A 26410-nucleotide genomic window follows, 5' to 3' on the forward strand; every position below is an offset into this window, starting at 1 on the left:
TGGCTGTTCTTTTCGCCACATCCGGGTCTTTGGGTTCACCTCTGGGTTGCAGCCCGGTCAAACTGCCTTTTGTTTGCACAAAAACGCAAGCGTTCTCATCAGGCGGCATTCATTTTTCGCAAATCGCGTGGCGGGATCGACACCCGGCACACTTATGAAAAGGTGGCTTTTCCTCCTGCGCGCTGCCGCCTATACAGTGCCCCGCAACATTAACCCAAAGGGCACGATATGACCTACCACCCCAAATCGGATTTCATCGCCACGATGATCGAGCGCGGCTTTCTCGCCGACTGCACCGATTATCAGGGCCTTGACGACGCGCTGATCAGTGGGTGCAAACCGGCCTATATCGGCTTTGATGCAACGGCCAAGTCGTTGCATGTGGGCAGCCTGATCCAGATCATGATGCTGCGCTGGTTCCAGAAAACCGGCCACCAGCCGATCACCCTGATGGGCGGCGGTACCACCAAGGTGGGCGATCCATCCTTCCGCGCCGATGAACGCCCGCTGCTGGGCCCCGAACAGATCGACGAGAACATCTCGGGCATCAAAAAGGTGTTCTCAGCGTATATCGACTATGACACGGACGCCGAGAACAAGGCGCTTATGCTGAACAATGCCGAATGGCTGGACGATCTGAACTACCTCGATTTTCTCCGGGATATCGGGCGCCATTTCTCGGTCAATCGGATGCTGTCGTTTGAATCTGTGAAGTCGCGGCTGGATCGTGAGCAGTCGCTGAGCTTCCTCGAGTTTAACTACATGATCCTTCAGGCTTATGACTTCCTGGAACTGAACCGCCGCTATGGCTGCGTTCTGCAGATGGGCGGCTCGGATCAGTGGGGCAACATCGTCAACGGCATCGACCTGACCCGCCGCGTGCTGGATCACGAGATCTACGGCCTGACCTCGCCTCTGCTGACCACCAGTGACGGCAAGAAAATGGGCAAGTCTCAGGACGGTGCGGTTTGGCTGAACGCTGAGATGCGCTCGCCCTATGAATTCTGGCAGTTCTGGCGCAACACAACCGACGCGGATGTGGGCCGGTTCCTGAAGCTCTACACTGAATTGCCGGTGGATGAGTGCGACCGTCTGGGCGCCCTTGCCGGGTCCGAGATCAATGAAGCCAAAATCCGTCTGGCCAATGAGGTCACAACCCTGCTGCATGGCGCGCAGGCTGCGGCCAACGCCGAAGCGACCGCGCGTGAAGTGTTCGAGAAAGGCGGCGTTGGTGGAGATCTGCCAACATTGACCCTCAGCCCTGATGAGTTGGGCGACGGCATGTCCATCGTGCAGATCATCGTCAAATCGGGTTTGGCCAAATCCGGCAAAGAGGCCAAGCGCCTGATCGCCGAGAACGGGGCCAAGCTGGATGATGCGCCGCTGACCGATGCAGGGCTGATGATCGACGCAGGCGCGCTGTCATCGCCCATCAAGCTGAGCGCTGGCAAAAAGCGCCACGCGCTGGTTCAGCTCGGCTGACAAGGCCTCAATCAGAAGAGGCAAAGCAAAAACGGCCACCCAATCGGGTGGCCGTGTTGCTTCGTAAGACGGGGTGATTACCTGAGTCCCTTTCCGCCATCTCGACCGCCGCCACGACCGTTCCGGTCATCGCCGCCTTCGTCATTGTTGGCGTTGTTGCCCCGGCCCGGGCTGCTGCCTTCGCCGCCATTCCCGCCGCCGTTGTTGCCTTTGCTGCCGCCTTTGCCTTTGCCTTCACCTCGGCCATCGCCGTTTTTACCCTTTCCTTCGCCGCCTTTGCCGCCTTTACCTTCGCCGCCTTTGCCGCCGCCTTTGCCTTTACCTTCTCCCTTGCCGCCGCCTTTTCCGCCACCATCTCCGGGTTCGCCACCATCTCCGGGTTCGCCACCGTCTCCGGGTCCACCGCCATCACCCGGTTCGCCACCATCACCGGGTCCGCCGCCATCACCCGGTCCGCCGGCATCACCAGGATCACCACTGTCACCGGGACCGCCACCATCGCTCGGGTCGTCGCCATCTCCGGGTTCACCACCGCCTGGCGATCCAGGACTTCCTGCATCTGCAAACTCTTCACCAATCGGTTCAGATCCCCGGCTTTCACCACGGTTTTCACTTGATCCCGAAAGGCTTGCCGTCGGCAAGTCCGTCAGTAGCGCGGCGAGACCCGGACACTGCGCCCCGGTCACGTCCAACGTTGTCTCGAAATCCGACCGTCTCTGAAGCCTGTCCAGAAAACTCGGCGTCACCTGCACACAATCACATAGGCCCGCATAATCCCCGGCATTCGCCAGGCTGCGGGCTGTTTTTCCAGTACAGGTTTCCGGTGCAGCAGATGCACTGCCAATCATCACCAATCCAAAAACAGGCGCGACAAATACAGCGCCCAGCGTTTGTTTCTTACTCATAACCATATCAGGACCTCCTGGCGAAAAAACACATGACGGCCCCAACATCTTCACTCACAAACAGGCGCGTTTTCGTGAGGGTCGGATTAATTTGTCTTCAGGAACGCAAGCACAGCCCGGATGGGCAGCGTCATCATCAAAAGTGTGGACACCACCCCCGCGTAGCAGTTATTGAACAAGTGTTCATATCTTTGGGAGGAGTTCACCATGCACCTGTCCACCACAGCAGCACTCGTCACCGGCGGCGCTTCCGGTCTCGGCGAAGCCACGGCCCGCTATTTTGCCTCTGAAGGTGCGCAGGTTACCATTCTGGACCGCGACGCGGATCGCGGCGCAAAGGTCGCTGCCGAAATCGGGGGTCACTTCGCGCAGACGGACGTGACCGATGAGGATTCGGTGGCTGCCGCCGTGCGCCATGGCGTGGAGAAGATGGGCAAGATCACTGCTGCCGTGAATTGCGCGGGCATCGCGTATGGCATCAAAACGGTCGGTAAGGATGGTCCCCACCCTTTGGATGCCTTTCAGCGCACCATCGACATCAATCTGGTCGGCACTTTCAACGTGTCTCGTCTTGCCGCCGCCGAGATGGCCAGGAATGACCCCGAATCCGATGGCGCGCGTGGCGTGATCATCAACACCGCCTCTATCGCCGCCTATGACGGGCAAAAGGGTCAGGCGGCCTACGCAGCGTCCAAAGGCGGTGTCGTCGGCATGACCCTTCCAATGGCCCGTGATTTGGCCTCGACCGGCATTCGCGTCATGACGATTGCACCCGGCATCTTCATGACACCGATGCTGGCTGGCCTGCCCGAAGAGGTACAACAACAGCTCGCTGCTGACGTCCCGAACCCGCCCCGTTTGGGCGACCCGAAGGAATACGGTCGTCTGGCCGGTTTCATTGTCGAGATGGGTTATCTGAATGGTGAGGTCATCCGCATCGACGGCGCCCTGCGCATGCGCTAAACCTGCCCCATGTCGGAACGTGAAAAAATGCAGTCCGGTCAATGGTATTGCTGTCTGGACCCGGAACTTGATGCCTTACGCGCGCAAGCAAGACGCGCGGTTCACGCGCACAACAATTGCCCACCCGACGCACGCGGCGCGATGGCACCCGTGCTGCGTGCCTTGCTGGGTCAAGCAGGCGAAGACTGTTTCCTCGAAGCCCCGTTTCATTGCGCCTATGGGATGAACATCCATCTGGGCGACCGGGTCTATTTCAACGCGGGCTGCGTGGTCTTGGATACAGCCCCGGTACGGATCGGGGACGACTCAATGTTTGGCCCCAATGTCCAGATCTACTGCGCCCAACATGCCAAAGACCCGGCTGAACGGGCACAAGGGCTGGAAATCGGCTTGCCGGTTACAATAGGCAAACATGTGTGGGTCGGTGGTGGCGCGATATTGTTGCCCGGCATCACTATCGGCGACAATGCCACGATTGGCGCAGGCAGCGTCGTCACCAGAAACGTTCCCGCCGGAGAGACCGTAGTGGGGAATCCCGCGACAGGCCTGAAGCCCTAAGCGCCTTCAGCCTTTTCTTCGAGTATCAGCCATTCGTCCTCAGCAGCTGAAAGTTTCTCCTGCCGCTCCACCAAAGCGTCGGTGGCCTTCTGGAACTTGACAGGCTCGCGGGTGAACAGTTCGGGATCAGACATCAACTCTTCCAGCTTGGCGATCTCTGCCTCCAGGCGCGCGATCTCGGCGGGCAGTTTTTCCAACCTGTGTTTTTCCGAGAAAGACAGACCGGATTTCGGCTTGACCTCTTGCTTGACCTTTGGCTTTGAAGCTTTTGCTTTCTCTTCTTTTTTGCCCGCCGCATCACCGCGTTGCGCGATGTAATCCGACCACCCACCGGCATAAACCGTGGCGCGCCCATTACCCTCCATCGCAATGGTCGTCGTGGCCACACGGTCCAGAAAATCCCGATCGTGGCTGACCAACAGAACCGTGCCGTCGTAATCGTCCAGAAGCTCCTGCAACAAGTCCAGTGTCTCGACATCCAGATCGTTGGTCGGTTCGTCCAGCACCAAAAGGTTCGAGGATTTCGCCATCAGCTTCGCTAGCAACAGCCTTGCTTTTTCGCCACCAGATAAGGATTTCACAGCCGCTCTTGCCTGCCGTTCGTCAAACAGGAATTCCTTGAGATAGCCAACGACGTGCTTGGGCTGTCCGCCCACCATCACCTGATCAGCCTTACCCGACACCCGCATCTCGGGGTCACCGGTCAAACTGTCCCAAAGGGACATCTCGGGATCCAGTTGAGCGCGAGTTTGGTCGAACACAGCGATCTCAAGGTTGGTGCCCAACGAAACCGAACCCTCATCCGGCTCCACCTGTCCCAACAGCATTTTCAGAAGCGTTGTCTTGCCGACCCCGTTTGGTCCGACAAACGCCACGCGATCACCGCGCTGCACCAGCAGGTCAAAATTCCGAACAATCTGCTTGTCGTCGAACCCCTTGGCCAAGCCTTTGGCCTCAATGACCTTACGACCCGACTTTGGCCCCGCTTCAAGCGTCATGGCAGCGGAACCCTGACGTTTGATCTGCGCCGCCTTTTCCGCCCGCAACGCTTGCAAGGCCCGTACCCTGCCCTGATTGCGTTTGCGCCGGGCGCTGATGCCCTCTACCGCCCATTTCGCTTCGGATTTGATCAACCGATTCAACTTGTGACGCTGTTGGTCTTCTTCTTCCCAGACCTTGTCCCGCCAGGACTCAAACGCATCAAAACCCTGCTCCTGCCGTCTGACAGCCCCTCGGTCGATCCAAAGCGTCGCCCGCGTCAGTGCCCGCAAAAATGCCCTGTCGTGCGAGATCAATACAAAAGCCGCACGGGTTGATCCTAGTTCGCGCTCCAGCCACGCGATGGCTTCAATATCCAAATGGTTGGTGGGCTCGTCCAGCAGCATCAGATCGGGGGCTTCAGCCATCAACTTGGCCAATGCAGCCCGCCGTCGTTCCCCCCCCGAGGCTGTCTCAACGGGGCGAGAAGGATCGAACTTCAGCCCTTCGCCCGCCCGTTCCACCTTGTACAACTCGCCCGGCTCCAACCCGCTTGAGGCATAATCCCCCAACGTTGCAAACCCTTCCATTGGGGGGTCCTGTTCCATGTACCCCACGGATTTTCCCGGCGGTACAACGATCTCACCCTGATCGGCTTCTACCAGCCCCGCCATCACTTTCATTAGGGTCGACTTACCCGACCCGTTACGCCCCACCAGCGCCACGCGGTCACCGGGTTGGACGACCAGATCAAGATCGGAAAACACCGGATCGCCCCCGAAGGTCAGGGAAATGCCGGACATCTGCAACAAAGGAATTCTCGCCATGCCCGCCAGCTAAACCGGCAGTCACACTGCGTCAACGCCCCAGCTTCACCTTTTCGAAAATACTCAAACTACCCGGCCACCGCCCGCAGCAGACGCTTCCGCGCCGGGGGAATGGCCCGGATTTCCAACCCGGTAAAAACGTGCAGCGTGTTCATGTCGCGATCCACAACCGCGTGATCACTGACCCAGCCGCCCATCATCAGATAGGTCCGCAACAAAGGCGGCATTCGTAACATCGCCTGCTTCAGATCCGGCCTGCGCCGCAGACGTGTGGCAAAGCGAAAAACATCCGGTGCCTTCACCCGCGGCAGCCATCGTTTTGGGGCCAGATGACGGTGTTTGAGCATCGCAAACGCGTCCAGGTACTGTTCGGTCTCGGTACCGGCAAAGGACGAACACCCAAACAGCATCTCAACACCGTTCTGATCCACATAAGCAGTCATCGCACCCCACGCGACGCGCAGAATATCGGGATCACTGCAATCGGGGTGGATACAGAAGCGCCCCATCTCGACCATTCGGCCGTTGAAACCCTCAAGCGAACTTAGGTCGTAAAACTGCGCCGAATAGCTGCGCCCGACTTCTCGACCGTGATCCATGCGCATCATACGAAAACAACAGACAAGCCGCGCGTCAGTGCGCAGGTCCTCGACCAAGACGTGGCAACACCGCCCGTCGAACGCATCGCTATCCAACTGCTGAGTGCCAAAAGCCTGTGTGCGCAATGCCTGCGCGGCACTGATGTCTTCAGCCGACTGCGCCAATCGGGCGCGATAGCGCCCTTTGCTCAACAAAACCGCTGTCGCCACGGTCGCATCCTCCGGGGTTGCCGACCCAATGTTGTCGTCATGACCTCGCTAACACAAGACATGTGACCGTCTTGTGACCAACGCAAGTCAGCAGACCGAATTAGTTGGCACCCGGAATGTTAGCCGGGTTGAAGTTGCCGATATTGCCAAGCAGCTGACGCAGGAAGCCTTTGTCCTGAACGTTAGAATCAGTCACACGGCGTTCCAGGGGAATCACGATCCCGTCTTCCAAGCCAAAACGCTCGATGTTTCTGACCACGCCACGTTGGTCAAAGCTGATGGCAACCAGTTCACGCGATACGACCTCAGGCCGTTTCGGGCCGTAGTGCCGCACCCGCGAGCGGACATAGTAAAAGCCTGAATCCCGCACCACACCCGAAGCGCCCGGAGCACCGATGGCTTCTTCCACGGTGTCGCGCGTATCGACGCCAACCTTGATTTCCGCCAGTTCCTCGGCCGGGGGGACATAGCCGTGATTCTTGAAGATGGGCGTACAGGCCCCGACCGCAGCCAGACAGGCAACAAACACAAGCGATTTTGTCGCTGGTTTCAACCGGTTCATTACCTTCAACATATGCACCCTCTTGCCTTGGCCTCTTGCGGCTTCTATCCGATTACAGAAACCGCTGCCACGGTTCAACACATAGAAAGGCTCACAAATGAGCAACCTTACATCACTTCGGGTGGCCGATCTGCCTCAGAACGCTCCAACTCCGTTCGATCTGCGCCCTTCTGCCGCTTCGTTAGACGAGATTCGGCAAGATCTGGGATTGCTGGGTTTGCGCAAGCTCAGCTTTGTCGGAGAGGTCCGAGCGCAGGGCAAGCGCGACTGGGTTCTCAACGGCAAACTTGGGGCCACTGTCATCCAGCCCTGCGTCGTCACCCTCGACCCTGTTACAACCCGTATTGATGTCCCGGTTCATCGCACCTTTCTGGCCGATTGGACCGATCCTGATGAACCCGAGTTCGAGATCCCCGAAGATGACGAATCCGAACCGCTGGGTCCCGAGATTGATCCGGCAGTGGTCATGGTCGAGGCGCTGGCGCTGGCATTGCCGCAATACCCACGCAAGGACGGGGCAGAACTGGGCCAGGTCGACTATACAGAGCCAGGCAAACAGGCCATGACCGACGAAGACGTCAAGCCATTTGCCGGATTGGCAGGTTTGCGCGACGCGCTGAAAAAAGACGAGTGACAGGGGGCTGATTTCCTGTCATAGCAGGCGGCCAGAAAAATCGCTTGAACATGACGAGAATCGCAGTATTTTCGCGCGCTCATCGGATTTTGGGTTGGACATTGCGGGGCTGGTCGCCTAAACGCGCGTCAAACCACGATAAAACGAAATATGAAACCCGGTCGGCGGCGAATCTGCTGACCCTCAGTAGACAAAGGTTGAGACCATGGCCGTCCAACAGAACAAAGTTTCCAAGTCGCGTCGCAACAACCGCCGCGCACACGACGCTCTGGTTGCTGCAAACCCGAACGAATGCCCGAACTGTGGCGAGCTGAAGCGCCCGCACCACGTTTGCGCATCCTGCGGCCACTATGATGATCGTGAAGTCGTCGCACAGGCCGACGAAATCGACCTGGACGAAGACGCAGCCTAAGCCTGATTGAGCGCAGGCCGAGGCATGACTGAACAGCCCACGCACGCCGGACGGATCACCATCTCGGTCGACGCCATGGGTGGGGACGAGGGTCCCGCAGTTGTTGTTGCCGGTCTGGCGAAGTCGGCTGACAAGAACCCTGATATTGGGTTCTTGCTGCACGGTCCCGAGCAGGTCCTGCGAAAGCTAGTTGCAAAACGGCGTGTCCTTGAGGGGCGCGTCGTTTTTCGTGATTGTCCGGACGTCGTCACGATGGAGGACAAGCCCAGCCAGGTTGTGCGCAACGGCAAGCAAACTTCGATGTGGTCCACGCTTGAGGCTGTGCGCCAGGGCGAGGCACATGGTGCGGTGTCCTGTGGAAACACCGGTGCGCTGATGGCGCTGTCGATGATGCGCCTGCGTAAACTGCCGGGTGTGAACCGCCCGGCCATTGCGATTCTGTGGCCTTCGCGCAACCCTCAGGGGTTCAACGTGATGCTCGACGTGGGCGCAGACGTCCGCGCCGACGCCAAGGATTTGTTGCAATATGCCCTGATGGGCGCTTCGTATGCGCGCAATGGCATGGCGCTTGCACGGCCCCGGATTGGGTTGCTGAACGTCGGCACCGAAGAACACAAAGGTCGGGCCGAGCTGAAAGAAGCGCACGCAATGATCACCGAGTTTGCAGAGCAGGCAAATTTCGAATTTGTGGGCTTTGTCGAAGGCAGCGACATTCCGGGCGACAAGGCAGATGTCATTGTCACGGATGGGTTTACGGGCAACGTTGCGATCAAAACCGGTGAAGGCACAGCCAGCCTGATCGGTGACCTGCTGCGCCAGGCTTTCAAGTATTCTCCGCTGTCCCGGCTGGCGTCAATTCTGGCGATCACCTCGCTAAACCGTCTGAAGAAACGGATCGACCCAAGGCGTGTGAATGGCGGCGTCTTTCTTGGGCTGAACGGCACCGTGGTGAAATCTCATGGCGGCGCAGACGCGACCGGCGTGTCGGCTGCAATCAAGCTGGCCTTTACGCTGGCGCAATCGGGCTTTTCCGAAAAATTGGCCGCGCGGGTTGCATCCACAGCCCAGCTTGCACAAGATGCCGCGCAAGCTGCGCCGCAGACCGAAAAATAATCAAAAAGGCAGTACCCCAACATGGCAGGCCGTTCAGTTGTAGTAGGTGTCGGGCATTATTTGCCGGAACGCATTGTTCCCAATTCCGAGTTTGAGAAAACGCTGGACACAACCGACGAATGGATCCGAACGCGATCGGGTATTGAGCGGCGCCATTTCGCAGCCGAGGGCGAAACGACCTCGGATCTGGCGACAAAAGCTGCCGAGGCGGCCTTGGCAGATGCCGACTTGAGTGCGGATGACATTGACGCCATCGTCGTAGCGACATCGACAGCTGATCTGACCTTCCCGTCTGCGGCAACCATGGTTCAGGCCCGGCTTGGCATGACCAAGGGGTTTGCCTTTGACGTACAAGCCGTATGCGCGGGATTCGTTTTTGCACTTTCCAACGCAAATGCGCTGATTGTTTCGGGCCAGGCCAAGCGCGTGCTGGTTATCGGCGCCGAGACGTTCTCTCGGATCATGGACTGGACGGATCGCTCTACCTGTGTCCTTTTCGGCGACGGAGCCGGGGCGTTGGTGTTGGAAGCTCAGGAAGGCAACGGCACTTCGGAAGATCGCGGCATTCTGGCAACCGATCTGAACTCGGACGGTCGCTATAAAGATTTGCTGTATGTCGATGGCGGAGTATCAACGCAATCCACCGGGCATTTGCGTATGCAAGGCAACCAGGTGTTCCGCCATGCTGTTGAAAAACTTACAAAAACTGCTGAAACCGCGCTCGAGCGCGCGGGTCTGGGCAACTCGGACGTAGACTGGATCGTGCCGCATCAGGCCAATATCCGCATCATTCAGGGCACCGCCAAGAAAATGGGCCTGCCTATGGAGAACGTCGTGGTGACGGTTCAGGATCATGGCAACACCTCGGCCGCATCGATTCCGCTGGCCCTTTCGGTGGGCAAACAGCGTGGGCAGATCAAGCCTGGCGACCTGATCGTGACCGAAGCCATTGGCGGCGGCTTGGCATGGGGCGCGGTTGTTCTGCGCTGGTAACCGGCGCAAACCGGCTTACACAGCCGCCCGCAATTCATTGATATTGACAGCGAATTTGCCATACCCATATGCTTTGATATCAACAGGGGAAATGGCATGGGCGATAAAACACTGACTCGAATGGATCTGAGCGAAGCCGTCTTTCGCGAGGTTGGGCTTTCACGAAACGAAAGTGCACAGCTGGTTGAAAGTGTTCTGAACCACATGTCTGACGCTCTGGTGCGCGGTGAGCAGGTCAAGATTTCATCCTTCGGCACGTTCAGTGTGCGCGACAAGACCGCCCGTGTTGGTCGCAATCCCAAAACCGGTGAAGAAGTTCCAATTCAGCCGCGCCGCGTGCTGACCTTCCGCCCGTCGCATCTGATGAAAGATCGCGTCGCTGCCGGGAATCGCAAGTAACCCCGAGGTCGCGCGGATATGAGCAAGTCTCCCGACGCGTTTCGCACCATCAGTGAAGTTGCGGATTGGCTTGGCGTACAGGCCCATGTTCTGCGTTTCTGGGAAAGCCGGTTCACGCAGGTGAAACCCGTCAAACGGGCGGGTGGACGCCGGTATTACCGCCCCAATGACATGCGACTTCTGGGCGGGATCAAAAAACTGCTCCACGAAGACGGAATCACCATAAAAGGCGTGCAGCGAATTCTGCGTGAGCAAGGCGTGGCGCATGTTGCGTCGCTGTCTCCGTCGCTAGAGGAACATCCCCCTGCCCCGGCTGAGCCTGTGGAAGACACCGTGGTGCCGTTTGAGCCGAAAACTGCGCCAGTCACGGAACAGATCCACATGGATTTGGGCGAACCATCCGAGCCGTTGGTGAAAGAGAACGCTCAGATCAACGACGCGCCAGCCGCTAACGCAAAACCAGTCGCAGAGCCTGAGCTTGATGCCGCCCCTTTGATGGGGGGAATCACCTCATTGGCGTGGAACCGAGCAGAGTTTGACGACGATCTGCTGCGCCGCATCGCTCCGATTGCAAAAGACCTGCGCCACTGGCTGGATCGTGTCGAGACACAGGCGACGGGTTAGGAAAAAAGGCATTGTTTTCCTCTTGCCCCTGCCGGGAAAATCTTTATGAACACCCCAACGTCGGGCTATGGCGCAGCCTGGTAGCGCGTCCGTCTGGGGGACGGAAGGTCGCAGGTTCGAGTCCTGCTAGCCCGACCAAATCACACCGACGTTTATGGCACACAGGCCAGATCCCGCTCTGGCACCAGAGGGGATCGAGATGACAGGTGTATGCCCAAACCAGCAGATCGAAGCGATGATCACGCGTGGCGAGATCACCGCCAGCCCGGACGTTCTGCCTGCACAGATTCAACCGGCAAGCCTTGATTTGCGTTTGGGAACAGTTGCTTACCGCGTCCGCGCCTCGTTCCTTGCGGGTGAAGGCCGTAGTGTCACGGATCGATTGACCGAGTTCGAGATGCACCGCATCGACATCACCGACGGGGCGGTTCTGGAAAAAGGCTGCGTTTATCTGGTGCCGCTGATGGAATCGCTCGCCCTGCCCGACGACATGAGCGCCGTGGCAAATGCCAAAAGCTCGACCGGGCGGCTGGACCTTCTGACCCGGACCATCACCGATGGTGGCACCGAATTTGACAGGGTTCCCGCAGGTTACTCGGGTCCGCTTTATGCGGAAATCTGCCCGCGCTCGTTCTCGGTACTGGTGCGCCCCGGAATGCGCCTCAACCAGATTCGCTTCCGTCAGGGTCAGGCGGTTCTTTCAGACGATGAACTGAAGTCTCTGCACGCCGAGTCTCCATTGGTTGACGAACCTGCTGTTATTCAGGACGGTCTCGGCTTCTCGGTCGATCTGCAACTGCCTGACACTGATCTGGTCGGCTACCGCGCCAAGCCCCACACCGGGGTGATTGATCTGGATCGTATCGGCGAATACGACCCGCAGGATTATTGGGAGGAAGTGCGTACCAAGGACGGTTGTATCATCCTTGATCCCGGCGCGTTCTATATCCTTGTCAGCCGCGAAGCGGTGCATATTCCGCCGATGTACGCCGCTGAAATGGCCCCCTATCTGGCAATGGTTGGTGAATTCCGGGTGCACTACGCCGGTTTCTTTGACCCCGGCTTCGGTCACGCTGCTGCGGGCGGGGCTGGATCGCGCGGTGTTTTAGAGGTTCGCTGCCACGAAGCACCTTTTGTGCTGGAGCACGGGCAAGTTGTCGGGCGTCTGGTCTATGAGAAAATGGCCGACATGCCGACGCAATTGTACGGCGCGGGCATTGCATCAAACTATCAAGGTCAGGGCCTGAAACTGTCCAAGCACTTCAAGGCTGTTGGGTAAGTTCTAGAATTTCATGAACCTGCGCATCTGCCGGCTCATCTTCTCGGCCTGCCGAAGCTTTTGCGCATGATCAGATGAATTGGCGTGCTTTGGCCCCTTGGATGTGGCGTCGCCCTTGCCCATGCGACTGGCCATATCAATGCCCTTGTTCACGCCTTTGTTGACCAGTCGGCGCATGACCTGACGCACGATCATATCAATGATCCGATTTGCATTCATTGCTCAACTCCCTGTCCTCAGGGTTAAAGATAGGCGCTTTATGCGGCAACAAAAGGGCTGCGCAATCACTCTTCCTCGAACAGCTCGGTCTGATCTTCGTCGGCCTCGTCCTCGCGCCCTTCACCCAGTGGAATGGCACCCGGCGGAGGCCGGTTTTCGAGAAGCCCAGCCGCCCTAAGTTCTTTCAGGCCAGGCAGGTCACGCGCGTTTTCCAGACCAAAGTGATCCAGGAATTCTGGCGTAACCACAAAGGTCACAGGACGGCCCGGCGTCATACGGCGACGGCCCAGTTTGATCCACTCCATCTCCAAGAGCTGATCAATGGTTCCGCGCGAAACGGAAACTCCGCGGATTTCTTCGATCTCGGCCCGTGTACAGGGCTGATGATAAGCCACGATGGCCAGAGTTTCGATCGCGGCGCGGCTGAGTTTGCGGGTTTCGACCGTTTCCTTCTGCATCAGAAAACCCAAATCAGGCGCCGTGCGGATGGCCCAAGCCTCACCGACACGCACAACACGCACGCCGCGGCCTTCATAACGTTTCTGAAGCAATTCAACCGCTTGCGCCGCGTCGCTGCCATGGGGCATCCGGGCTTCCAGGTCTGCGATTGTCACCGGTTCAGAACTGGCGAAAAGAACAGCCTCTACCATGCGTTCCTGTTCCGCCAGCGGAGGTGCTTCGAACAGTGTACCGGTTTCTTCAGGGGCGTCAGTCACGTGTCTCGGTCCTCTTTCGCAGATGGATCGGAGCGAAGGTCTCGCTCTGTTTCATCTCCATATATCCTTCTTTCACCAGCTCTAACGAGGCCGCAAAAGTTGCCGCCGTTGCGGACCTGCGGCGCACAGGGTCGGCGTCCCAGCCCTCCGGCAGGTACGTCTCCATGTCGGTCCACGCTCCGGCAAAGCCAATCAACGGGCGCATCCGTTCCAGCGCTTGTTCCATCGTGAAGACCGAGTCGCGATCCATCACAAAGGGGCGGAATTCGTCGCGGGTGCGGATACGGGCGTAACCCTGCATCAGGTCCAGCAGCGTGGCGGAATAGGTCACGGTGCGGATACGGGTTATGTCTTCGCCCTGCCCGCGCTTGAAGAAATCGCGGCCCAACTGATCGCGTGCCATCAACCGCGCAGCCGCATCGCGCATGGCCTGAAGGCGTTCTAGCTGAAATGCCAAATGCGCCGCCAATTCCTCGCCTGACGGTCCTTCGTCATCCGGGTCCGGAGGTAGCAGCAACCGGGATTTGAGAAAGGCCAGCCACGCGGCCATAACCAAATAGTCAGCGGCCAGTTCGATCCGCAACGCACGGGCCTTTTCGACAAAAGCCAGATACTGCTGCGCCAGTGCCAGAACCGAGATTTTCCTCAGATCCACCTTTTGCGTCCGCGACAGGGTCAGCAGCACATCCAGCGGGCCTTCGAACCCATCGACGTCAACGATCAGTGCTTCGGCCGCAAGACGATCCGCGACCGAGACAGGGTCTTCGCTAAAGAGGTTATCGTTCATATACCTGCCCGCCCATTAGGGCAGATAGTTCCGCTTCGGCGGCAGGGATGTCAAGTTGCTGCGGAGGTTTGCGCATCGCCAGCGCCCGTTCTGCGCGGGCTTGTGCCTGATCGATCATCTCTCCGGCGGCTTCCATAACTGCGGCACGGTCTGCAAAACTGCCATTACAGTGTAGAACAACATCACATCCCGCCTGAATGGCCTGACGGGACACATCGGCCGGAGTGCCGTTCAGCGCTTTCATCCCGATGTCGTCGGTTATGATCAGCCCATCAAAGCCGATCTTGTCGCGGATCACACCCATCATGGTGGCTGAAATCGTGGCTGGTTGGGGATCGATCTGATCGTAGACCAGATGTGCGGTCATCCCCATCGGCAAATCGTTCAGTGCACGAAACGGCGCGAAATCGCTGCTGTCCAACTCGTCCAATGACAGATCGACATGCGGCAAGTCGTAGTGGCTGTCCAGCGTGGAACGGCCATGTCCGGGCATGTGTTTGACCACAGGCAGAACGCCCCCGTCCAAGTGCCCTTTTGCAACGGCTCGACCAACCTTGGAAATCTGTTCAGGATCAGAAGCATAGCAGCGGTTCTTGAGAAATTCGTGCGTATCGGACCGCGCCACATCGACCATGGGGGCGCAGTTGCTGTCGATACCCAGGCTGAACAGTTCGTCCGCAATCAGGCGATAGCGCAGATACATCGCCCGCTCGGCCTGATCGCCTGCACGCGTAACGTGATCCAGCGGTGGTAGCCATTCGCGGGCCAAAGGTGCGCGCAAGCGCTGCACGCGCCCGCCTTCCTGATCAATGGTGATCGGGCAATTGCGCCCGACCGCCTCGCGGAAGTCGTCGCACAGGGCGCGGACCTGATCGGCGTTTTCGATGTTGCGGGCAAACAGGATGAACCCGAACGGGTTCATCTGGCGGAACAAGTCTCTTTCCTCCTGCGTCAGACGCAGTCCTTCGGCATCGGTGATCGTTGCGCCAAATTTCACCGCACGGCCACCGGAATACAATCAACCCCTTGCGCCACCAGCGCAGCGCAGAACTGGCGCGAGGCGCTCAGGTCTTCAAATCCCAGAACGCGCAGGCGGTAAAAGGTTCGACCGCCGCTTGAGGTTTTCTGGATAACGCGCTGTTTACCGTCCATATATTCACCGAACCGACCGCTCAGGCGATCCCATTCAGCCTGCGCCACCTGAGTGCTGTCATAGGCCCCAAGCTGCGCCAGACGCGTGCCTTTAGCCAGCGTGTCGGGATCGACATCCAGCCCAACCGCAGCCTTAACGGCTGCATTGATCGCACCCTCAGACGCCTCGCTGGGCGATATCTGACTGCGCGCAGGGCGTTTGACCGGGCGCAATGACCTGCGGACCCCCGGCAACTCGGCAATGGCCGGATCTGGCAAGGCCGCAGCAAAATCGGCGGGATCAATAGCCGGTTCTTCCTCGGGCGTGGCCAGCGACGCCACTTGTGTCCCGTCTTCAAATTCCTGCTGGGTCTTGGCCGCCTCACCCGCCAGTTCAGCCACCAGCGCGTCCACCGCGCTTTGGCGCAGACGCGCAGCTTCCTGGGTGGTGATCGGCTCTTCGACAACATGCAGTGCCGGGGTCGGCTTCAGGTCGCCGCCGGGCAGGTCTTCGTCCGTCAAAGATACTGGTCGTGGCGCAAGGATCAGCCGATCTGCGGGGGCTGCAGCGGTACCTTCAGCGGCAACGGCATTGACGGCCAGCCCCTGGTGATCCGCAGGGGTTCCACCCGGATTTTCCGGTTGGATGCGCATCGGGCCTTCGGCTGCACGCACCACGGGCACGCCGCTCACATCCCGCATGACCAGTTGATAGCCCCATACGCCAACACCCGCGACCAACGCCAAGGACGCGACCGCGCCAAGAACATTCACGATCCGGCCCAGCCCATACGTGCCGCGCGGTGCGTCATAGTCTTGCATATCATCGGGGTAATCATACGCATCCTCAGAATACGCTTGATTCGGGTAATGCATCTGCTCGGGGCTTTGCTGCCCCGAGTAATCGTAACTCGCCATGTCCGCCTCACTGCCCGTTTCGCGCCTGAAAATAAGGCGCGCGGGTCATTTCTTGCCTACCTCGTACCGGCGGTTCGGGCGATATTTGTTACCGCATCTCCTGCGCCGGAGTAACGCCAAGAATACCCAAGCCCGCTGAAATCACAACAGAAACGGCACGGGCCAATGCGATTTTCGACTGGCTTGTGGCAACATCGCCATCCTGGATAAAGCGCAACTGGGTTTCGTCATTGCCCTTGTTCCACAGCGCATGGAAGTCGCCCGCGAGTTCATAGAGATAGAAGGCAACACGGTGCGGTTCATTCGTGCGTGCAGCAATTTCCACCAGACGCGGCCATTCGGCCAGCTTCTTGGCAACGGTCAGTTCCGAGGCGTGATCATTCTTGCTCAGATCAGCACCGGAGAGGGTCGCGTCATCTGCGGCAATCCCGGCTTCAGCAGCACGGCGCAGAACGCTCATCACACGGGCATGAGCGTATTGCACATAGAACACGGGGTTTTCGCGGCTCTGTTCCAACACCTTGTCAAAATCGAAATCCAAGGGCGCGTCGTTCTTGCGGGTCAGCATCACGAAACGGGTCACGTCCGGCCCCACCTGATCGACCACATCGCGCAAGGTGACAAAGTTCCCCGCCCGTTTGGACATTTTGAATGGCTCACCATTCTTCCACAGCTTCACCAACTGCGTCAGCTTGATATCCAGTGGCACTTTGCCGTCGGACAGTGCCGATACAGCCGCCTTCATCCGTTTGACATAACCGCCATGGTCGGCACCGAACACGTCGATCAGCGCGTCAAAGCCACGGCTCACCTTGTCATAGTGATAGGCGATATCCGGGGCGAAATAGGTCCAGCTGCCATCCGATTTCTTGACCGGACGGTCCACGTCATCACCATGCTCGGTCGATTTGAACAGGGTCTGCTCGCGCGGCTCCCAATCCTCAGGCTTTTTGCCCTTGGGCGGTTCCAGCACGCCTTCGTAGATCAAACCTTTGTCGGTCAGCGACTGAAGTGCCGCCTCGATCCGGCCTGTGCCATAGAGCGATTTTTCCGAGAAGAACACATCCATCTCAACGCCCAGCGCCTTCAGGTCGGCGCGGATCAGGTCCATCATCGCGTCCGTGGCGAAGTTGCGCAGATCCTCCAGCCATTCGCTTTCCGGCTTGTCGATCAGGCTGTCGCCATACTTCTCTTTCAGCGCCTCACCAATTGGGATCAGGTAGTCACCGGGATACAGCCCCTCGGCAATCTCGGGGCTCAGACCATTGGCCTCGCGATACCGCTCATAGGCGGACCGCGCCAACACATCCACCTGTGCGCCGCCGTCGTTGATATAGTACTCGCGGGTCACATCATGGCCGGAATAGGCCAACAGGCTTGCCAGCGCATCGCCGAACACCGCCCCACGCGTATGGCCCACATGCAACGGGCCGGTGGGGTTGGCCGAGACGTATTCCACGTTGACCTTCTGCCCCTGCCCCATGGATGAGCGGCCATAGTCGGTGCCTGTTTCCAACACCGCGGCCAGCACACCCTGCCAAACTGAAGCTGCGAGCCGGAGGTTGAGGAATCCGGGACCAGCCACTTCGGCGCTGGTGATCCGGTCATCCGCTGCTAGCTTCCCAGCCAGCACATCAGCGATATCGCGCGGCTTCATCTTGGCCGGTTTCGCAAGCACCATCGCAGCGTTGGTCGCCATGTCACCATGTGCGGCATCACGCGGGGGTTCGACCGCCACGTTGTCAAAGCTCAACCCCTCGGGCAAAGCGCCTTCGGACTGCATCTGCGTCAGTGCGTCCAGTACCAGGCCGCGGATCTCGGAAAACAGGTTCATTTCGGATGTCCTTTTGCTTGCCGGGCGGTTTAACACGCAAAGCGGCAAGGTCAATGGACGCCTAATGTTTAAGCTTGGTTTGAGCGTAAACCTCGCTACTCTCGGCCTGATCACAACGACCGGAGACACATATGCGCCGTGCCTTGCCTTTTGCCCTGCTTCTGACGACAGCTATTCCCGCTCTGGCCGATCTGCCACAGCCGCAAGGCCATGTGTTGCTGACGCTGGGCGGCGCAGTCAGCGAAACAAACCTGCCAGCGCGCGGTGAGAATGACGGCGGCTTGATAGGATACCTCGAAGTCACACATGACGGCGCTGCCGGATTTGATGCGGCCATGCTGGATGCGCTGCAACAGATTGAAATCACCATCCCATATGGCCCTCCGGGCAATCAACGAGATTATACGTTCTCAGGCCCCCTTCTTTCCGAAGTCATGATCATGGCTGGTGCCGAAGGTAAATCAGCGCTGCCCATGGCTTTGGACGGGTATCAGGCCGAAATCGCGTGGGACAGCATCACCACCCATAAACCAATTATCGCCACGCACGCCGATGGTTCACCCATGGGGATCGGAGGGTACGGCCCCACGATGATCGTATTCCCGCCAACAGACGACGCTGACCAATCGGCGGAACAAGCGGGGCAGCAAGTCTGGGCCATAGCTTACATCGCTGTAGAGTGATCAGCCCGTCAGCCGGGCGTGATCCTGCAGAGCAAACCGGTCGGTCATACCCGCAATGTAGTCCGAAACAATACGCGCCAAGGCGGTCTCATCCTTGGCAGCTTCAATGTCATTGTGCCATCGCGCAGGCATCTGTTTCGGATCATTCAGATAAATGGGGAACAGGTCCTCTACAATCGTTGCGACTTCGGCCCGGACCTTCATGACACTTGGGGCACGATACATCCGGGTAAACAGAAACGCCCTGATTTCGCGAAGTTGCGCCCAAACCCCGTCTGAAAACTGTATGACCGGATAGCCAAGATGGCGGATATCCTCGACAGACTGCGCCCCCGAGTTTTCAATCAGGTCACGGGACGTGTTGATAACGTCAGACACCATAACGCCAAACACACGCCGCAGCGCTTCGTGACGACGCCGATACTGGTCAAGGTTTGGATATTTTGCGTCCACTTCCGCATAGCACTGCCCAACAATGGGCATGTCGCGTAGATCATCGTCTTTGAACAACCCTGCCCGTAGCCCATCCAGCAAGTCATGATTGTTGTACGCGATGTCGTCAGACAGCGCTGCCACCTGCGCCTCGGCGCTGGCATGGGTGTGGAGTTCAAGGTCAAAGCCATGATTGCATTCGGCCAATGCCCAGGGCAAATCACCCACAACCGGGCCGTTATGTTTGGCAATCCCTTCTAGACATTCCCAGGTCAGGTTGCAGCCGTCGAACTCGGCGTAGTGACGCTCTAACCGCGTCACAATCCGAATGGCCTGCGCGTTGTGGTCAAAGCCACCATAGGGCTCCATCAAGGCATGTAAGGCGTCTTCACCAGTATGACCAAACGGCGTGTGCCCCAGATCATGCGCCAAAGCCACAGCCTCGGTGAGTTCTGGGTTCAGACCCAACGCCCCGGCGATGGTCCGCGCCACCTGCGCCACTTCTATGGAATGGGTCAGGCGCGTGCGATAGCTGTCGCCCTCATGCTCGACAAAGACCTGTGTCTTGTGCTTGAGCCGCCGAAATGCGCTGGCATGAATGATCCTGTCCCGGTCGCGTTGAAAGCATGACCGGAAGCTGCTCTCTTCCTCAGGTACCAGCCGCCCTCTTGCGCGGTCCGGATCCGAGGCAAAACTCGCTCTGACCAAAGGTCTAGTCCTTGTCGCCTGTCCTCGAGTTCCATATATTGTAGGATGCTAAGGAAATAAACCTTTGGAGAGCGGCATGAATCTGCCCCCTACAGTCACTGAACGCGCTTTTGAACGTCTGGCCGAAATCGGCGCGGCGGATCAGGGTCAAGCTCTGCGTGTTGCAGTAGAAGGCGGCGGTTGCTCGGGCTTTCAATACGAAATCGCGCTGGACACCCCGAAAGAAGATGACCTGATCCTTGAAGGCAATGGTCAGAAAGTCATCGTCGATGCGATCTCGCTGCCTTTCTTGGAAAATGCGGTCATCGACTTCACCCAAGAGCTGATCGGAGCGCGTTTTGTGATCGACAATCCTAACGCAACCTCTTCCTGTGGATGCGGCACGTCTTTTTCGATGTGAACCCGGTGGGGGCTTTGCCCCCACACCCCCAAGGTATTTCTGGCCAGATGAAGCAGGGATCCGCTCTCTGACCCAACGATCAGAGAGCTTCACCTGGCGCGGTCATTGGCGCCTCCGCCTGTACCGCCTCAAAACCATCGAGTGAATAGGTTAAGGATCCGTTTCTTCATCTGGCTAAAAATACCTCGGAGCGCGAGGCAGAGCCTCGCAAACCCGCCCACCACCTTGCCGCTGGGTTCATTCTGAGCGATAGGTTGCCAAAGGCTTCGGAGGATCGCGCATGAAAATCGCCACGTTCAACATCAACGGCATCAAAGCGCGGGCCGAAGCCCTTCCCCGTTGGCTGGATGACGCGCAACCTGACGTCGTTCTTTTGCAAGAAATCAAATCCATCGACGAGAACTTCCCCCGCGAAATGTTTGAAGAGCGTGGGTATAACGTGGAAACCCACGGGCAAAAGAGTTTCAATGGAGTGGCCATCCTGTCGAAACTGCCATTGGAAGATGTCTCGCGCGGCCTCCCCGGTGACGAAGAAGACGAGCAAGCTCGCTGGATCGAAGCCACTGTTGTCGGAAAAAAAGCGCTGCGGCTCTGCGGCCTGTACCTGCCCAATGGCAATCCCGTGCCCGGCCCGAAATACGACTATAAGCTGTCGTGGATGGAACGACTGTATCAACGCGCGCGTGACCTGCTGGACAGTGAAGAGCCAGCCCTGATGGCGGGTGACTACAATATCATCCCGCAGGCCGAAGATGCCAAACGTCCTGAGGCATGGCGGGAGGACGCCCTGTTCCGCCCCGAAAGCCGTGCGGCATTTCGCAAGATCCTGAACCTTGGGTTTACCGAGGCATTCCGGGCCACGACCCAAGGCCCCGGGCATTATTCATTCTGGGATTATCAGGCCGGTGCCTGGAACCGAAATGACGGCATTCGGATCGACCATTTCCTGTTGACCCCTCAGGCTGCGGATCTGATGCGCGATTGCCGGATCGACTTTGAAATCCGTGGACATGAAAAGCCTTCGGATCACGTGCCGGTCTGGGTTGATTTGGACCTGTAGTCCCTCAGGCCGTCGGATCGTAGCTGTAGATCCATTCGTATCGTTGCACGAGCCTTGGACCAAGCGCCATCAAAGCGGCCTGCGCGGCCAGGCGCATCGGGCCTCTGAGATGAAAGTTCCGCGCGTTTGATCCCGCTGCAGCAACGACTTTTCGCGCGCGTGCTTTACGCGCACTTTCGTATGCAGCCATCGCCTGTGCGACACCCGACTGGGCCTCGAAGGCGCGTGCAAGACACCACGCATCCTCCAGCGCCAAGCAAGCTCCTTGCGCCATGAAGGGCAGCGTCGGGTGCGCCGCATCCCCCAGCAAGGCAAGGCGACCGTTCTGCCATTTCTCGGCAACCGGGCGCAGGAACAAAGCCCAAATGTTGACATTCTGGACTTGCGCCAAAATATCGCCCACTTCCCCGCCAAAGTCCGCGAAGCGTGCACGCAGATCAACTGGATCGCCCTCCAGACGCCAGCCTTCCTCATGCCAGTCTGACCGTTCTTCGATCGCTACGATGTTCATCTGGCTTTGGTCGCGTAAAGGATACGTCACCACGTGACGTCCGGGCCCCATGGTCAGCGCAGCGCGCGGCATCTGCTCGGGACGGTTCCATGGAATCGTGGCCCGCCATGCGACTTGATGGGTGAAGGCTGGTGTTTCGGGCCCGTTGAGGATCGGCCGGATCGCGCTGCGTCCACCGTCTGCCGCAATGGCACATTCGGCCCGCAGCCTTTCGCCGCCTTCCAGAACGATCTCGGCCTCTCCGGGGTGTTTGCGCACTTCGGTGACGCGTGATCCTAGACGCAGTTCCACTCCGGCGCGCAACGCGGCCTTGTGCAGTAAATCAAGCAGGTCAGCGCGGTGGTAGTAATATGTTGATCCTGCGGCGGGACTGGGTACGCGGCTGATCACCCGCCCTTTCCTATAATCACGCAGAACTGTGCCAAACGATTTTTGCCCTAAAGCAGGCCTGCCCTCTGCAACGCCAAGAGCCCTCAGCACAGCCATGCCGTTGGCGCTGATTTGCAGGCCTGCTCCGACTTCGGTCAGTTCGGCAGCCTGTTCAAGCACAGTGACCTGTGCGCCCCTGACTTGTAGCGCTAGCGCGGTGGCCAGACCACCGATGCCGCCACCAATCACGCAGAATCTCAAACCATGGATATTCATGCCCCCGCCTTAACGCAAAAACGCCGGAGCCACAGGCCCCGGCGCTTAAGTTTTTAACCCCAAACCGGCGATCAATCGTCGCGGTGGACCTTTTCGCGGCGCTCGTGACGTTCTTGTGCCTCAAGCGTCATGGTGGCAATGGGACGCGCGTCCAGGCGTTTCAGCGAGATTGGGTCGCCGGTCCTTTCGCAATACCCGTATTCACCTTCATCGATCCGGCGCAGCGCCGAGTCGATCTTGGCGACCAGCTTGCGCTGACGATCCCGTGTGCGCAGTTCCAGCGCACGGTCAGTTTCCTCGCTGGCGCGATCTGCGACGTCCGGAATGTTACGGGTGTTGTCCTGCAGCCCTTCGATCGTATCGCGGCTGCCTGCCAATAGTTCAGTCTTCCAATCCAGCAGCTTGCGCCGAAAATATTCAAGCTGACGATCATTCATGAAAGGTTCATCTTCGGCCGGACGGTAGTCCTCCGGCAGAAAAACTTCCTGCTTCATATTTGCTCCCTCGGTATGGCCAGAAACGTCGGTCGCGGTTGTTTCACCTGACATTTGGCTCTCCCTTCTGCGCAGCGTTTAGCCGACGGGCCGTGGAATGTCACTACACAAACGTTGCATCCACATTCGCCCAAGCGGATTTGTCTAAATATGAGACAAACATCAAGAAAACCTTGTTTTTCTGTGAAATTCAGCAGGCTTTTTTGGGGCGGCTTGCTTAACGCCTTAACGTCGACTGCACGCGAATCAAGCAAAAGGGCTTGGAGATGCAGTAAAAATCCCGTTGTTCGACGCAGGGACGCGGGTTGTCAAAAACCTTGCCGCTCTGTAACCCGGAAAACACAGTTTGCCCGACCACGTCGCACAACCACATGAGAGGCCCATGACAGCACGTTTTCAAGGTACAGCCGAATATGTCGCCACAGACGATCTGACCATTGCCGTGAACGCAGCCGTCACACTCGAACGCCCTCTGCTGGTCAAAGGGGAACCCGGCACTGGCAAGACTGAGTTGGCCAAACAGGTGGCCGGCGCGTTGGGCGTACGGATGATCGAGTGGAACGTGAAATCCACCACCCGCGCGCAGCAGGGGCTGTATGAATATGATGCGGTCAGCCGACTACGCGACAGTCAGTTGGGTGAAGAGCGCGTGCATGACGTGTCAAACTATATCCGCAAGGGTAAGTTGTGGCAGGCATTCGACGCCGATGAAAAGGTTGTTCTGCTGATCGATGAGATCGACAAGGCGGATATCGAGTTTCCCAACGATCTTTTGCAGGAACTCGATAAGATGGAGTTCCATGTCTATGAGACCGGAGAAACGATCCGCGCTAAGAACCGCCCCATCGTCATCATTACCTCGAACAACGAAAAAGAGCTGCCCGACGCCTTTCTGCGCCGCTGCTTCTTTCACTATATCCGCTTCCCCGATGAGGCCACGATGCGCCGTATTGTCGAAGTGCACCACCCCGGCATCAAAGACGCGCTTTTGACCACGGCGCTCACCCAGTTTTATGAAATCCGTGAGACACAGGGTTTGAAGAAAAAACCTTCAACCTCAGAAGTTCTGGACTGGCTGAAGCTGTTGCTGGCCGAAGACCTCAGCGCCGAAGACCTCAAGCGCGACGGGGCCAGCGCCCTGCCCAAATTGCACGGAGCGTTGCTTAAAAATGAGCAGGATGTGCATTTGTTCGAACGCCTTGCCTTCATGGCACGCGGCAAACGGTAGCTGAAACCTGAACATTTGGTGATCTTGGCTTGCGTTGCTGCACCCCGGCTGTCAGCATCGCGAAAGTGACAAGCTCAACCTCACAGAATTGGACAGATCGCTTGGCGAACACATTGAAAATCCGCCCACTTCAAGCCGAAGACAAGGATCAGTGGGCTGACATGTGGCGGGACTATCTAGCGTTCTATGAAACCACGCTGCCCGCAGAGGTGTACGAGACGACATTCTCAAGACTGTTGGGTGATGATCCGCAGGATTTTTCATGTTTTGTCGCCGAGCAGGATGGCAATCTGGTCGGGTTGACGCATTACCTGTTTCACAGCCACGCATGGAAAGTGGAAAAGGTCTGCTATCTGCAAGACCTGTTCGCCCGCCCCGAAGCCCGTGGAACAGGCGTGGGCCGTGCGTTGATCCAGGCGGTGTATGACGAGGCTGACCGGCAAGGTGCCCCGTCTGTCTATTGGCTGACACAGGAGTTCAACAAAACCGCGCGCCAGCTCTATGACCGCATTGGAACGGTCACGCCATTTATCAAGTATTCCCGCACATGAGGCGTTGGTCCGCTCTTGTTCTGGCGTTGTTTGCGGCGGGCTGTACAACTGTAGAAACCATTCAGACGATTCCAGTGTCAGACGAGGTTCGCTCGGTTGAGGCGACTTTGCCTCCGACCAAGACCTTTGGCGCTTCGCGGCCCTGGCCGCCTGCCCGATCCAACAAGAACATCACCGAAGACTTTGTGGCATTGCATTTCGCGTTGGAAAGCGGGGCTGCGCTGCCGGTGTTCACCCGGTTTGAAACACCGGTCACAGTAAGGCTGACAGGTTCACCCACCGCCAGCATGCAGCAGGATCTGACACGGCTGCTGAACCGCCTGAAACGCGAAGCCGGGATCAATATCCGGCAGATCCGCGAGGGTCAGGCCAATATCACAATCGAGGCAGTCAGCCAGGAAGACATCCTGCGCATTCTGCCCAATGCAGCCTGTTTCGTGGTTCCGAATGCCTCAAGCCTGGACGAATACCGCCGTGACCGCCGCAAGGCGAAAAGCAGTTGGACCGAACTGCGCCAACGCGAACGGCTTGGCATTTTCATCCCTTATGATGTCAGCCCACAAGAAATACGGGACTGCCTGCATGAAGAGCTGGCCCAGGCCCTTGGGCCGTTGAATGACCTCTATCACCTGCCGGATTCTGTGTTCAACGACGACAACATCCACACCGTTCTGACCGGGTTTGACATGTTGATCCTGCGTGCCGCTTATGCGCCCGAACTGCGCACGGGCATGAGCCGCGAAGAAGTTGCCGCCGTGATCCCCGGGGTACTGAGCCGCCTGAATCCGCGCGGCAATCGGCTGGCTGCGCAACCTGCAACCGAAACTCCACGTGAATGGATCGACGCCATCCAGAAATCGCTGGGGCCTGGGCCCGGTTCGCCCCGGCAGATGCGTGCAGCCAGAAAAGCAGCAAGCATCGGTCAGCGACTGGGATGGACGGACCACCGCCGCGCTTACCCCCACTACCTGATGGGTCGGATGGAGCAGTTCCGAAATCCGAACGAAGCGCTGCGCCAGTTCCAGATTGCTCAGCAGTTTCTGAAGGCAACGCCTGGAACCGAAGTTCACCAGGCCTATGTGACCACTCAGACCGCTGCATTTGCTTTGGCTCAAAACCAGGGGCCCCGCGTCTTGCCTGAACTGAACAACGCCATTGACGTGATGACCCGCGCCGAAAACGCCTCGATTTTAGCTACTTTGCTTCTATTGAAGTCCGAAGCTTTGAAACAGTCCGGACAGCTTCAACAGGCCCGTTCGGTCAGGCTGGACAGCATTGGTTGGGCGCGATACGGGTTCGGCTCGGAACTGGTGGCCCAATCTTTGATTGAAAGTGCAGGCCAGCGGAGTTCCAGCAGCACGACAGACGGGTGAAACGCATATGGTGGTAGTTTTGGGAATGGCGATCCTGGGGGCAATCCTGGGCGCTTTGACCGCGAAGAAACGCAATGGCAACGGGGCCGACATGGCGCAATATGCGGCAGGCTACGGGATCGCGTTTGCGCTGGTCGGGTTAATAATATCGCTCGTTCTGGTCCGCTTGGTGGTATAGCGCG

Annotated in this window: 30 protein-coding genes and 1 tRNA gene; 18 read left to right on the plus strand and 13 right to left on the minus strand. The window is 58.3% G+C overall.

The features are described from left to right. Positions 1-228: 228 nt before the first annotated feature. A complete protein-coding gene (gene tyrS, locus GOV90_RS03845; protein WP_171090519.1) occupies positions 229-1482 on the plus strand; it encodes a tyrosine--tRNA ligase in 1254 nt (417 codons plus the stop codon). A gap of 77 nt (positions 1483-1559) precedes the next feature. Here tyrS and GOV90_RS03850 read toward each other — a convergent pair whose 3' ends face one another. Beyond that, on the minus strand, positions 1560-2387 hold the full coding sequence (locus GOV90_RS03850) for a hypothetical protein (protein WP_171090522.1): 828 nt from the start codon (positions 2385-2387) through the stop codon (positions 1560-1562). A 207-nt stretch (positions 2388-2594) separates the two neighbouring features. Here GOV90_RS03850 and GOV90_RS03855 point away from each other — a divergent pair, with 207 nt between their 5' ends. Both GOV90_RS03855 and GOV90_RS03860 read left to right on the plus strand, forming a co-directional pair. Next, positions 2595-3350, plus strand: a complete 756-nt coding sequence (locus tag GOV90_RS03855) for a 3-hydroxyacyl-CoA dehydrogenase (RefSeq protein WP_171090524.1) — start codon at positions 2595-2597, stop codon at positions 3348-3350. Positions 3351-3377: 27 nt separating this feature from the next. Beyond that, positions 3378-3908: a sugar O-acetyltransferase gene (locus tag GOV90_RS03860; protein ID WP_253284694.1), complete on the plus strand. Its 531-nt coding sequence runs from the start codon at positions 3378-3380 to the stop codon at positions 3906-3908. On the opposite strand, the gene GOV90_RS03865 is transcribed toward GOV90_RS03860, so the two are convergent. From GOV90_RS03865 to GOV90_RS03875, 3 genes are all read right to left on the minus strand, one after another. Then, entirely contained in the window at positions 3905-5713 is a 1809-nt protein-coding gene (locus GOV90_RS03865) for an ABC-F family ATP-binding cassette domain-containing protein (protein ID WP_253284693.1), read from the minus strand. The two genes, GOV90_RS03860 and GOV90_RS03865, sit on opposite strands and share 4 nt — an antisense overlap. 68 nt (positions 5714-5781) lie before the next feature. Continuing rightward, positions 5782-6522: a GNAT family N-acyltransferase gene (locus GOV90_RS03870; protein ID WP_171090528.1), complete on the minus strand. Its 741-nt coding sequence runs from the start codon at positions 6520-6522 to the stop codon at positions 5782-5784. Between the two features lie 100 nt (positions 6523-6622). Then, positions 6623-7096 carry an outer membrane protein assembly factor BamE gene (locus GOV90_RS03875; protein WP_171090530.1) on the minus strand — a complete coding sequence of 158 codons (474 nt, stop codon included), beginning with the start codon at positions 7094-7096 and terminating at the stop codon, positions 6623-6625. An 85-nt stretch (positions 7097-7181) separates the two neighbouring features. Here GOV90_RS03875 and GOV90_RS03880 point away from each other — a divergent pair, with 85 nt between their 5' ends. From GOV90_RS03880 to GOV90_RS03915, 8 genes are all read left to right on the plus strand, one after another. Then, a complete protein-coding gene (locus tag GOV90_RS03880; RefSeq protein WP_171090533.1) occupies positions 7182-7718 on the plus strand; it encodes a DUF177 domain-containing protein in 537 nt (178 codons plus the stop codon). Between the two features lie 205 nt (positions 7719-7923). After that, on the plus strand, positions 7924-8130 hold the full coding sequence (gene rpmF / locus GOV90_RS03885) for a 50S ribosomal protein L32 (RefSeq protein WP_008756996.1): 207 nt from the start codon (positions 7924-7926) through the stop codon (positions 8128-8130). Positions 8131-8154: 24 nt separating this feature from the next. Continuing rightward, on the plus strand, positions 8155-9243 hold the full coding sequence (gene plsX, locus GOV90_RS03890; protein WP_171090535.1) for a phosphate acyltransferase PlsX: 1089 nt from the start codon (positions 8155-8157) through the stop codon (positions 9241-9243). Positions 9244-9264: 21 nt separating this feature from the next. Continuing rightward, positions 9265-10236 (plus strand): beta-ketoacyl-ACP synthase III, encoded by a 972-nt coding sequence (locus GOV90_RS03895; protein ID WP_171090537.1) that lies wholly within the window; start codon positions 9265-9267, stop codon positions 10234-10236. 96 nt (positions 10237-10332) lie between these two features. Continuing rightward, positions 10333-10635: an integration host factor subunit alpha gene (gene ihfA / locus GOV90_RS03900; RefSeq protein WP_152458234.1), complete on the plus strand. Its 303-nt coding sequence runs from the start codon at positions 10333-10335 to the stop codon at positions 10633-10635. Between the two features lie 18 nt (positions 10636-10653). Further along, complete coding sequence (locus tag GOV90_RS03905; protein ID WP_171090539.1) at positions 10654-11259, plus strand: MerR family transcriptional regulator; 606 nt, start codon at positions 10654-10656, stop codon at positions 11257-11259. 61 nt (positions 11260-11320) lie between these two features. Then, positions 11321-11397: transfer RNA gene (locus GOV90_RS03910), tRNA-Pro, on the plus strand. Between the two features lie 61 nt (positions 11398-11458). Further along, positions 11459-12538, plus strand: coding sequence for a 2'-deoxycytidine 5'-triphosphate deaminase (locus tag GOV90_RS03915; RefSeq protein WP_171091187.1), 1080 nt, complete (start codon positions 11459-11461; stop codon positions 12536-12538). A gap of 3 nt (positions 12539-12541) precedes the next feature. Here the strand turns inward: GOV90_RS03915 and GOV90_RS03920 are convergent, their stop codons facing one another. The 6 genes from GOV90_RS03920 to argS form a co-directional block, all read right to left on the minus strand. After that, on the minus strand, positions 12542-12757 hold the full coding sequence (locus GOV90_RS03920) for a hypothetical protein (RefSeq protein ID WP_171090541.1): 216 nt from the start codon (positions 12755-12757) through the stop codon (positions 12542-12544). A gap of 65 nt (positions 12758-12822) precedes the next feature. After that, the gene (gene scpB / locus GOV90_RS03925) at positions 12823-13473 is read right to left on the minus strand and encodes an SMC-Scp complex subunit ScpB (protein ID WP_171090549.1); all 651 of its coding nucleotides are present in this window, start codon (positions 13471-13473) and stop codon (positions 12823-12825) included. Next, entirely contained in the window at positions 13466-14260 is a 795-nt protein-coding gene (locus tag GOV90_RS03930; protein WP_171090552.1) for a ScpA family protein, read from the minus strand. Before GOV90_RS03930 ends, scpB begins: the two co-directional genes overlap by 8 nt. Continuing rightward, positions 14250-15257 (minus strand): beta-N-acetylhexosaminidase, encoded by a 1008-nt coding sequence (gene nagZ / locus GOV90_RS03935; RefSeq protein WP_171090554.1) that lies wholly within the window; start codon positions 15255-15257, stop codon positions 14250-14252. Before nagZ ends, GOV90_RS03930 begins: the two co-directional genes overlap by 11 nt. Then, on the minus strand, positions 15254-16309 hold the full coding sequence (locus tag GOV90_RS03940) for an SPOR domain-containing protein (RefSeq protein ID WP_171090556.1): 1056 nt from the start codon (positions 16307-16309) through the stop codon (positions 15254-15256). Before GOV90_RS03940 ends, nagZ begins: the two co-directional genes overlap by 4 nt. 88 nt (positions 16310-16397) lie before the next feature. Then, complete coding sequence (gene argS / locus GOV90_RS03945) at positions 16398-18143, minus strand: arginine--tRNA ligase (protein WP_171090558.1); 1746 nt, start codon at positions 18141-18143, stop codon at positions 16398-16400. A 131-nt stretch (positions 18144-18274) separates the two neighbouring features. Between argS and GOV90_RS03950 the strand changes: the two genes are divergently transcribed. Beyond that, positions 18275-18826, plus strand: a complete 552-nt coding sequence (locus GOV90_RS03950; protein ID WP_171090560.1) for a hypothetical protein — start codon at positions 18275-18277, stop codon at positions 18824-18826. On the opposite strand, the gene GOV90_RS03955 is transcribed toward GOV90_RS03950, so the two are convergent. Beyond that, entirely contained in the window at positions 18827-19966 is a 1140-nt protein-coding gene (locus GOV90_RS03955; RefSeq protein WP_171090562.1) for a deoxyguanosinetriphosphate triphosphohydrolase, read from the minus strand. A 76-nt stretch (positions 19967-20042) separates the two neighbouring features. On the opposite strand from GOV90_RS03955, the gene GOV90_RS03960 reads away from it, so the two are divergent. Together GOV90_RS03960 and xth are read left to right on the plus strand one after the other, a co-directional pair. Continuing rightward, the gene (locus GOV90_RS03960; protein ID WP_171090564.1) at positions 20043-20366 is read left to right on the plus strand and encodes an iron-sulfur cluster assembly accessory protein; all 324 of its coding nucleotides are present in this window, start codon (positions 20043-20045) and stop codon (positions 20364-20366) included. A 280-nt stretch (positions 20367-20646) separates the two neighbouring features. After that, positions 20647-21426 carry an exodeoxyribonuclease III gene (xth, locus tag GOV90_RS03965; RefSeq protein ID WP_171090566.1) on the plus strand — a complete coding sequence of 260 codons (780 nt, stop codon included), beginning with the start codon at positions 20647-20649 and terminating at the stop codon, positions 21424-21426. Between the two features lie 4 nt (positions 21427-21430). Here the strand turns inward: xth and GOV90_RS03970 are convergent, their stop codons facing one another. Next, on the minus strand, positions 21431-22582 hold the full coding sequence (locus GOV90_RS03970) for an FAD-dependent monooxygenase (protein WP_171090568.1): 1152 nt from the start codon (positions 22580-22582) through the stop codon (positions 21431-21433). A 71-nt stretch (positions 22583-22653) separates the two neighbouring features. Then, positions 22654-23076 carry an RNA polymerase-binding protein DksA gene (dksA, locus tag GOV90_RS03975; RefSeq protein WP_171091193.1) on the minus strand — a complete coding sequence of 141 codons (423 nt, stop codon included), beginning with the start codon at positions 23074-23076 and terminating at the stop codon, positions 22654-22656. A gap of 382 nt (positions 23077-23458) precedes the next feature. Here dksA and GOV90_RS03980 point away from each other — a divergent pair, with 382 nt between their 5' ends. From GOV90_RS03980 to GOV90_RS03995, 4 genes are all read left to right on the plus strand, one after another. Further along, positions 23459-24304, plus strand: coding sequence for a MoxR family ATPase (locus GOV90_RS03980; RefSeq protein ID WP_171090569.1), 846 nt, complete (start codon positions 23459-23461; stop codon positions 24302-24304). Between the two features lie 101 nt (positions 24305-24405). Beyond that, positions 24406-24855 carry an N-acetyltransferase family protein gene (locus tag GOV90_RS03985; protein WP_371732475.1) on the plus strand — a complete coding sequence of 150 codons (450 nt, stop codon included), beginning with the start codon at positions 24406-24408 and terminating at the stop codon, positions 24853-24855. After that, positions 24852-26228 (plus strand): DUF2927 domain-containing protein, encoded by a 1377-nt coding sequence (locus GOV90_RS03990; RefSeq protein WP_171090571.1) that lies wholly within the window; start codon positions 24852-24854, stop codon positions 26226-26228. The genes GOV90_RS03985 and GOV90_RS03990 overlap by 4 nt, the downstream gene beginning before the upstream one ends. Before the next feature lie 7 nt (positions 26229-26235). Continuing rightward, the gene (locus GOV90_RS03995) at positions 26236-26406 is read left to right on the plus strand and encodes a hypothetical protein (RefSeq protein ID WP_171090573.1); all 171 of its coding nucleotides are present in this window, start codon (positions 26236-26238) and stop codon (positions 26404-26406) included. Positions 26407-26410 lie beyond the last annotated feature (4 nt).

Source organism: Ruegeria sp. HKCCA5929, from assembly GCF_013034525.1.
Lineage (GTDB): Bacteria > Pseudomonadota > Alphaproteobacteria > Rhodobacterales > Rhodobacteraceae > Ruegeria.

Coding starts and splice junctions, on each gene's coding strand:
- GOV90_RS03905 (WP_171090539.1), top strand. CDS start 10,654: ATGAGCAAGTCTCCCGACGCGTTTCGCACCATCAGTGAAGTTGCGGAT.
- argS (WP_171090558.1), bottom strand. CDS start 18,143: ATGAACCTGTTTTCCGAGATCCGCGGCCTGGTACTGGACGCACTGACG.
- GOV90_RS03995 (WP_171090573.1), top strand. CDS start 26,236: ATGGTGGTAGTTTTGGGAATGGCGATCCTGGGGGCAATCCTGGGCGCT.
- GOV90_RS03875 (WP_171090530.1), bottom strand. CDS start 7,096: ATGTTGAAGGTAATGAACCGGTTGAAACCAGCGACAAAATCGCTTGTG.
- rpmF (WP_008756996.1), top strand. CDS start 7,924: ATGGCCGTCCAACAGAACAAAGTTTCCAAGTCGCGTCGCAACAACCGC.
- GOV90_RS03920 (WP_171090541.1), bottom strand. CDS start 12,757: ATGAATGCAAATCGGATCATTGATATGATCGTGCGTCAGGTCATGCGC.
- GOV90_RS03860 (WP_253284694.1), top strand. CDS start 3,378: ATGCAGTCCGGTCAATGGTATTGCTGTCTGGACCCGGAACTTGATGCC.
- tyrS (WP_171090519.1), top strand. CDS start 229: ATGACCTACCACCCCAAATCGGATTTCATCGCCACGATGATCGAGCGC.
- dksA (WP_171091193.1), bottom strand. CDS start 23,076: ATGAAGCAGGAAGTTTTTCTGCCGGAGGACTACCGTCCGGCCGAAGAT.
- ihfA (WP_152458234.1), top strand. CDS start 10,333: ATGGGCGATAAAACACTGACTCGAATGGATCTGAGCGAAGCCGTCTTT.
- GOV90_RS03970 (WP_171090568.1), bottom strand. CDS start 22,582: ATGAATATCCATGGTTTGAGATTCTGCGTGATTGGTGGCGGCATCGGT.
- GOV90_RS03880 (WP_171090533.1), top strand. CDS start 7,182: ATGAGCAACCTTACATCACTTCGGGTGGCCGATCTGCCTCAGAACGCT.
- GOV90_RS03950 (WP_171090560.1), top strand. CDS start 18,275: ATGCGCCGTGCCTTGCCTTTTGCCCTGCTTCTGACGACAGCTATTCCC.
- GOV90_RS03855 (WP_171090524.1), top strand. CDS start 2,595: ATGCACCTGTCCACCACAGCAGCACTCGTCACCGGCGGCGCTTCCGGT.
- GOV90_RS03895 (WP_171090537.1), top strand. CDS start 9,265: ATGGCAGGCCGTTCAGTTGTAGTAGGTGTCGGGCATTATTTGCCGGAA.
- GOV90_RS03930 (WP_171090552.1), bottom strand. CDS start 14,260: ATGAACGATAACCTCTTTAGCGAAGACCCTGTCTCGGTCGCGGATCGT.
- GOV90_RS03850 (WP_171090522.1), bottom strand. CDS start 2,387: ATGAGTAAGAAACAAACGCTGGGCGCTGTATTTGTCGCGCCTGTTTTT.
- GOV90_RS03980 (WP_171090569.1), top strand. CDS start 23,459: ATGACAGCACGTTTTCAAGGTACAGCCGAATATGTCGCCACAGACGAT.
- GOV90_RS03865 (WP_253284693.1), bottom strand. CDS start 5,713: ATGGCGAGAATTCCTTTGTTGCAGATGTCCGGCATTTCCCTGACCTTC.
- GOV90_RS03990 (WP_171090571.1), top strand. CDS start 24,852: ATGAGGCGTTGGTCCGCTCTTGTTCTGGCGTTGTTTGCGGCGGGCTGT.
- GOV90_RS03915 (WP_171091187.1), top strand. CDS start 11,459: ATGACAGGTGTATGCCCAAACCAGCAGATCGAAGCGATGATCACGCGT.
- plsX (WP_171090535.1), top strand. CDS start 8,155: ATGACTGAACAGCCCACGCACGCCGGACGGATCACCATCTCGGTCGAC.
- xth (WP_171090566.1), top strand. CDS start 20,647: ATGAAAATCGCCACGTTCAACATCAACGGCATCAAAGCGCGGGCCGAA.
- GOV90_RS03960 (WP_171090564.1), top strand. CDS start 20,043: ATGAATCTGCCCCCTACAGTCACTGAACGCGCTTTTGAACGTCTGGCC.
- GOV90_RS03940 (WP_171090556.1), bottom strand. CDS start 16,309: ATGGCGAGTTACGATTACTCGGGGCAGCAAAGCCCCGAGCAGATGCAT.